Genomic DNA, 6,380 nt, shown 5'->3' with positions numbered 1-6,380 from the left:
TCCTCGGGAAGGTGCGCCCACTTTCAGGCCGCCTCCTCGGGCCTCATCCACAGGTATTGATCATTGCTCAGTCTGACCCCGAGCAACCCAAACCGCGTCCTGAATGGCACCGGGAGGCAACGGATTTTCATTGACTAAGTCGACGTCGAAGGTGTTGAACGGAGCGCCTGGCGCAACGCAGTGCGGCCCGAGGCCGACTACCCGGGCGGGCAATTCCCAGCGGCACTGAAGCATTGCTTCGAAGCGCCAACGGCGTCCATGCACAGCGGTGTGTTCAGTACTCGATCAGTCGAGTGACGTAGGGCATCATGCCACTGGTGCGCACAGGTGCGACGCGGACTTGTGAGCCGGTAAATGGCGCCTCCAACATCTGGCCGTCGCCCAGGTACATGGCCTCATGCTGGCTGGCGTCGGGACCGTAGAAGATCAGGTCACCGCGACGCATTTGCGCGGACGGTATTCTGCGGCCGGCGTTGTACTGTGACCCGGAATAGTGGTCGAGCTTGATCCCGACGCCGGCGAAGGCATACAGATAAAGCCCGGAGCAGTCGAAACCGACAGTGCCGGCGCCTGAGTCGATGCCGCGAGAGGGGCCGTTGGCGTTGCCGCCGCCCCACGAGTAGGGCACCCCCAATTGCGACATCGCCCGGCGGATGACGTATTCGGAGGCCTGTCGGCCGTAGACGCGGGGGATGCGACCGTTGGTGAACCCCGGGTCGGCAGGCGCCGCCGCTTGAGGCAGGATCCCGAGGCCGGTCAAAAACTTGCGCCCCATGTCGGCGGTCAGTTGCGCCGAGGTTGCCGAGATCTGCAGGACGGCGTTGATGATGGCGACCGGATCGCCGGTCAGGTTTGCGCTGGGCACCATCGGCAGGGTGGTGTCCCACTGGCTGGTATCGGCGGGCCCTAACCGGCGGTGATCCCAGTTCGCGGTGTCGGAAGGTGTCGGTGGAGCCGTGTTCAGGCGGGCCCGTGCAGCATCGCGGGCGGCAACCAGACGGTCGACCTCGGCCTGTTGGGAACCGAACTGGCGCTGCGCTTCGGCCAGGGAAGTTGCTGCGGCGTCTTGGCGATGCTGGGCGTCGGTAAGGGCTTGCCATGCATGCTGCTCGGCCGCCCGCGCCGCAGATTCCTGGTTTGCCTTCTCCGTGCGTGCCCGTAGCAGCTGGCTCATCGCGGTGCGATATCCGATCGTCAGCGGTTGATCGGCGCCTGCGGCGGCGATGACATCGTCGGGGCTGGAAGCCAACACCAACATCCGGGGCGGCCCGTTGACATAGGTCGCCGCGGCGAATTGATCGAACCGGCGTTGTGCGGTGTCGATTGCGGCACTGGCCTCCGTGAGCTGTTGTCGGCCAAGGTCGGCGTCTCGGCGTGCAACAGCGGCGGCGTCACGCGCTTGGGACACCTCCAGCAATGCCTTGTTCACCGCTTCCTGCTGCCCCTGGATCCGCGCACCGACCTCTGCTAGGCGTTGGTTGGCCTCAGCCAGCGCGACAACCGCTGACACCTGAGAAGAGGCGGCATCGTCGTGGCCGTTGTGAGACGCGTGTGCGACCGGGCTGCTCAACGCCGTTGAGGTCGCCGCGACCATAGATAGCAGGAAACTGCTGACAAAGCGGCGAACTGGCCTCATTAAGGTCTCCCTCAGCAAGGTGCCCGGCGCACCGTCAGCAGCTCAGAAACTTGCTGGATCATGCCCTGACCCCACCGAGTAGGGAGATATCCAGTACGTAGTTGCACCGTATATCACGGTGGCCACATGGGAAACATCTGCCACAGTCTCGGTGCGGTCACGGTTCAGTCGCGCTGAAAACGCTATCTCGGTTAGGCATCAAGCCCTGCCGCTGTGTGTGATTCGATTCCGCACGCTGCGGCCGTTTATCTACTATTCCAGTCAGTACTATCTGGCATGGTGGTTTGCGTAGGCGCTTGGCGAAGGTGGTGACGTGGTGCGTTGGCCGAGAAGATGGCGACAGTACGCCGTCGCGGCGGCAGTGACAGCGGGAGTGGCTCTGGCAGTGGGTATTCCCAGTGCGCTGATCCCCAACGCGTGGTTTGTTCGGATGACGCCGGCGCCGTGGTGGAGCTATGTCGTGTGGGTACTGACCGCGGTGATGAGCGCTGCGCTGGCGGTGACATTTGTGGGCAATTCGCCCGCCGGCTCGCCCGCGTCACCGTGTGGCCGCACCGGGCTCCTCGCCAACGTCGGGTCGGTGCTAGCCGTCGGATGTCCTGCGTGCAACAAGCTGGTGGTGGCCGCGTTGGGTGTCAGCGGCGCGCTGAACCTGTGGGCTCCGCTCCAACCACTGCTCGCGTTGGCTTCTCTGATGGTCCTGGGATGGGCACTGCGGCAGCGGATCTCAGCGCAGCGCAGCTGCCCGGCAACCGCCGCGGGCGCGCCGACGACGGCAACGACGGCGATTGATCCGGTTCCGGAGTACAAGCACTAATGGGTGTCGGTCGATCGGTGACGGCGGTGGCCCTCGGGTCGATCGGCGTGGCTGCAGTACTGGTGGTCGCGCACGCCACACCATGGAACCCACGCCAGTCAGCGTTGTCGGCCACCCATCGCCTCGCGACCACGTTTGAGGACCCGGCAGCAGAATTGGGCACATCAGCGTGCCCGTCGCCCTCCCCTGGTGGGGAAGCGGCGCCAGCCCTGGCTGGCGTGATGGCCCGATGCCTGGGCACCGGGCACATCACGGATGTCGGGCTGGCGCTCGCCGGTGAGCCCACGCTGTTGAACGTGTGGGCATCGTGGTGCGCCCCGTGTCGCCAGGAGTTGCCTGTGCTGGATGCCTATGCCGGCATTCCAGAAGCGGTCCGCGTGGTGGGTCTCGACGTGCGCGACCGGCCGTCGTCGGCCGCCGCGCTGATGCGCGACCTGCGCATTCGATACCCGTCGTACGCCAACGCAGACAACGTCGCGGCGGCGTTGGCAGCGCCCCCGCTGCTACCCCTGAGCTACCTGGTGAAAGCTGACGGTACGGTGCGCCGGTTGCAAGGTGTGTTGGTGTTCCGCGACGTCGGGCAGATCGCCCGGACCATTGCCGAGGCGATAGGTCCATGATGAATGTTCCTCGCGCCCACCCGTTAACGACGGTGAGGCTGCGGTCTTCGGCCGCGGCCCACGGTGGTGGTCGCGCCGCTGTGCGGTGGTGGCGATGACAGCGGTGATGTGGGTGGCCATCGTGGGTGTAGGGGCCGGCGGTGTGACGCAGGTGGGATTGCACGTGCTGATCCGCCGCGGCATCAGTGCGGCTGCACTGTTGTGCATCTGGGGGGTGATGGTGGGCCTGATCATCACCGCCCTGGCGTTGCCTGCTCTCGCTGAATTGTTGCACCGTTGCTGGCTGACGGTGCACTCTGCCGACACCAGCTCGGTCAGCACACCCGCAGGCGCCCTCAGCGTCAGCATCCTCCTGGTTGCCGCGATGCGCGGCGGTTGGCGCCTAGGTCACATAGGTCGGCTGCGGCACCGACTGCATGGCAGGCACTTTGAGATGATGTGGGTTCTTACCCGAGAGCGGCCACGACGTGGTGCGGTGCTGTGGTTGCCGGCTACCCAGCCGCTGGCATACAGCCTCGCAGGTCAACCACCGCTGGTCGTGGCGACTGCGGGATTGCGCGAAGTATTCGACGATGCCACAGTCGGCGCTGTGTTGGCCCACGAGCATGCCCACGTAGCCCGGCGGCATCACCTCTTGGTTGCCCTCGCCGATGCGCTCGCTTCAGGGCTGGGCTGGTTGCCACTGATGCGCCAATCCCCGTCTCTGGTGCGCACGCTGGTCGAACTGGACGCCGACGCCCACGCCGCGCGGGGCCATGGGCCTCACCGTCTGCTTCTAGCGCTGCAGGCACTGCAGCACGCGACTGCGCCGCCGGCGGCGCTGGGCATCACCAGTGAATGTACCCAGCTGCGGCTGGCCCGTCTGGCAGCAGAGCAACGCGGTGGGTCCGGGCGGTTCGACGGAGCGGCCGCCCGGTGCGGCGCGGTCCTTGTCGTCGGAGTCACCGCGCTGTTGGGTCTGGGGACTGTGATTGGCCTTGTCTCCTGCACTGCGGTCTGACATGGGATGTGCCCTGAGACAGCCGACTCAACGCTTGCCGCAGCGGGTACTACGTACTCACCTAGGTAGTAGACCCAACACATTCAGATGAATGCGGCATCTCCAACGGGCAACCCATCACGCAGCGAGGGGACTTCAGATGATGACCATTCGACTCTGTCGCACGATCGGAAAGCTGTTACTACTGGTAGGTGCGGCTATGGCGGTTGCCCACTTGATCGCGCACCTGGCCGACATGCGTGTCAACGAGCGGACCGATATGTTGATCGGATTCCCGATGGCCTCGGTGCTGGTGGTGCTTGGCCTGTTGTTGATTGGGCTGCAATCGCATCCCCGCGAGGATTTGTGAGGCGTCGGCGGCGCGGGCCGTCGGCAGATTCTGCTGCGCCGCGACACACTGCGGGACATAGCGCGAGGTAAGCTCGCCTCAACAATCGTGGAGGGTAACAGTGCGCGTACGAGGGTTCGGTGAACTCGAAGCCGACATCATGGATCGCATCTGGAATCGCGATCCCGAAACGGTCACGGTGCGCGACGTTTTCGATGAACTCGCCGACGAGCGGAGGATCGCCTACACCACCGTGATGTCCACGATGGACAACCTGCACACCAAGGGTTGGTTGGAGCGCGACCGTGACGGCCGGGCATACCGCTACTGGGCGACGTTGAACCGCGAGCAGCATTCGGCTCAATTGATGCGCGACGCGCTTGACGGGGGCGGGGAGGCGGATCTGGTTCTGAGCTACTTCATCGAGCAGATCGACCCGCAGGATTCCGATCGGTTGCGGGCTGCGCTGCGTTCGTTGGCTAGACGGACGAACAGGGCGAAGAAGCGGTGACAGTCGCCGCCTGCCTGCTGGTTTATAGCATGGTGATGGTGGTATGGGGCCCGTGGGTGCTCGGTGCCCTCACTCGGGGTGGGTCGGCGCCGAGGTTTGGTGTAGTGGCCTGGTTGACGGCCATAGTCTCGGTGTTGGCCACCTGGATCGCCATCCCCACTCTGGTGACCCTCGACGTGCTTTCTCATGGCGGCCAACAGCGATCCATATTGACCTCATGTATGCAGTTGCTGTGCGATTTGGCGGCTGGACGAGCCGGAAGTGCAGCACAATTGGCGCTCCTGGTGGTGGCGGTGACCATGATCGTCGCGGTGACCAGGGTCGGTGTGAAGCTGCTGCGCACCGTTCGCCGCCTACACTCCCGCGCCCACACCCACGCCGAGGCCGCACGCCTAGTTGGCCGTCCGACCGATCAACCCCATGTCTTCGTCGTCGACGCCGAGCAGCGCACGGCCTACTGCGTGGCCGGCAAACCGCCGGCGATTGTGGTCACCAGCAGCGCGGTCGCCGCCCTTGATGCGCAGGAGTTAGAGGCCGTATTGGCCCACGAACGGGCACACCTCGATGGCCACCACACCACGATAGTGACGCTGCTGCGCGGTCTGGCAATGGTGTTTCCGCGGGTGACATTGATGACCCGCGCAGCCGGCGACGTCACCCGGTTGTTAGAAATGTGTGCCGACGATACCGCCGCCCGCCAGCACGGCCAGTACACACTGCTGACGGGGTTGATGGCGCTGGCCGGTATCACTCCAGCCGAGGCTCTGGGCGCCACCGACGTGGCGGTGTTGAGCCGTGCAGAACGTCTGGCGCTGCCTCTCGCGTCGCACAAGCGCTTCGGCGCCCGTGCCAGCCTCACCGGGGCCACCGCTCTCATCGCGTTGGCTCCGGTGGGGACATTCCTCCTCGGGGCATCTGGGTTGGTCTGCGGCTGAGCGGATCGGGGGTGACCCGCTCGTCGGACGGCCGCCAGGGTTCCTCGGCGAGTACGCCGACGGTGGCACCGACCAGCTCCCTTGGTTCGATGCGACGGCCGCGGCTGTATGCGAGTTCGACGGCCAGCAGGTTCAGCGCTCCGACCAGGACCACGACGGGCGACGTGAACGCCCAGTCGGAATACCTGGCCAGCCCAGGGGCCGACACGGCTGCGGGGCACTGGCGAACGTGGGCAGTGTGCAGGCTGCTGATGGATCGTGCACGTCTCGACACATCCACACATACTAACTATTTACGTACTATGCTACGCAGTAGATAAGAGGAGGCCGTCCGAGAGGAGCGCCCACCCGCATGAGTCCCATCCGCAGAATCCCGCGCGACCGCCACTCGTCCATATATACCCCGGCCTACCGTCGGCAACGCCGATACCGTGCCGCTGGCTGGAGCCTCGTGGGCATTGGGGGCGTCATGGCAGTCGCGCATGTCGTTACCCACTTGGGCCGGCTCCATATCGCCGGATATCAGGATCTCC

Annotated in this window: 7 protein-coding genes and 1 pseudogene; 6 read left to right on the top strand and 2 right to left on the bottom strand. The window is 65.1% G+C overall.

The annotated features are described in order from the left end of the window. Window positions 1-274: 274 nt before the first annotated feature. Window positions 275-1,636 carry an NlpC/P60 family peptidoglycan endopeptidase RipA gene (gene ripA / locus AC4LGL_RS27375; RefSeq protein ID WP_061262342.1) on the bottom strand — a complete coding sequence of 454 codons (1,362 nt, stop codon included), beginning with the start codon at window positions 1,634-1,636 and terminating at the stop codon, window positions 275-277. 385 nt (window positions 1,637-2,021) lie between these two features. On the opposite strand from ripA, the gene AC4LGL_RS27370 reads away from it, so the two are divergent. From AC4LGL_RS27370 to AC4LGL_RS27345, 6 genes are all read left to right on the top strand, one after another. Beyond that, on the top strand, window positions 2,022-2,453 hold the full coding sequence (locus AC4LGL_RS27370) for a hypothetical protein (protein ID WP_491841501.1): 432 nt from the start codon (window positions 2,022-2,024) through the stop codon (window positions 2,451-2,453). Beyond that, window positions 2,453-3,073 carry a TlpA family protein disulfide reductase gene (locus AC4LGL_RS27365; protein ID WP_061262340.1) on the top strand — a complete coding sequence of 207 codons (621 nt, stop codon included), beginning with the start codon at window positions 2,453-2,455 and terminating at the stop codon, window positions 3,071-3,073. The genes AC4LGL_RS27370 and AC4LGL_RS27365 overlap by 1 nt, the downstream gene beginning before the upstream one ends. Before the next feature lie 94 nt (window positions 3,074-3,167). Next, complete coding sequence (locus tag AC4LGL_RS27360; protein ID WP_225503063.1) at window positions 3,168-4,073, top strand: M56 family metallopeptidase; 906 nt, start codon at window positions 3,168-3,170, stop codon at window positions 4,071-4,073. A gap of 199 nt (window positions 4,074-4,272) precedes the next feature. Continuing rightward, a complete protein-coding gene (locus AC4LGL_RS27355) occupies window positions 4,273-4,422 on the top strand; it encodes a hypothetical protein (protein ID WP_165609482.1) in 150 nt (49 codons plus the stop codon). Window positions 4,423-4,522: 100 nt separating this feature from the next. Then, window positions 4,523-4,912, top strand: coding sequence for a BlaI/MecI/CopY family transcriptional regulator (locus AC4LGL_RS27350; RefSeq protein WP_061262339.1), 390 nt, complete (start codon window positions 4,523-4,525; stop codon window positions 4,910-4,912). A 104-nt stretch (window positions 4,913-5,016) separates the two neighbouring features. Then, window positions 5,017-5,847, top strand: coding sequence for a M56 family metallopeptidase (locus AC4LGL_RS27345; protein WP_225503064.1), 831 nt, complete (start codon window positions 5,017-5,019; stop codon window positions 5,845-5,847). A 13-nt stretch (window positions 5,848-5,860) separates the two neighbouring features. On the opposite strand, the pseudogene AC4LGL_RS27340 reads toward AC4LGL_RS27345, so the two are convergent. Continuing rightward, a pseudogene (locus AC4LGL_RS27340) lies at window positions 5,861-6,055 on the bottom strand (c-type cytochrome biogenesis protein CcsB); the annotation flags it as partial. Window positions 6,056-6,380: the final 325 nt, after the last annotated feature.

This window comes from Mycolicibacterium arcueilense, assembly GCF_058536225.1.
Note: the sequence above shows the minus strand (reverse complement) of the source record. Positions and strands in the feature narration are given on the sequence as shown.

Coding starts and splice junctions, on each gene's coding strand:
- ripA (WP_061262342.1), bottom strand. CDS start 1,636: ATGAGGCCAGTTCGCCGCTTTGTCAGCAGTTTCCTGCTATCTATGGTC.
- AC4LGL_RS27365 (WP_061262340.1), top strand. CDS start 2,453: ATGGGTGTCGGTCGATCGGTGACGGCGGTGGCCCTCGGGTCGATCGGC.
- AC4LGL_RS27360 (WP_225503063.1), top strand. CDS start 3,168: ATGACAGCGGTGATGTGGGTGGCCATCGTGGGTGTAGGGGCCGGCGGT.
- AC4LGL_RS27355 (WP_165609482.1), top strand. CDS start 4,273: ATGGCGGTTGCCCACTTGATCGCGCACCTGGCCGACATGCGTGTCAAC.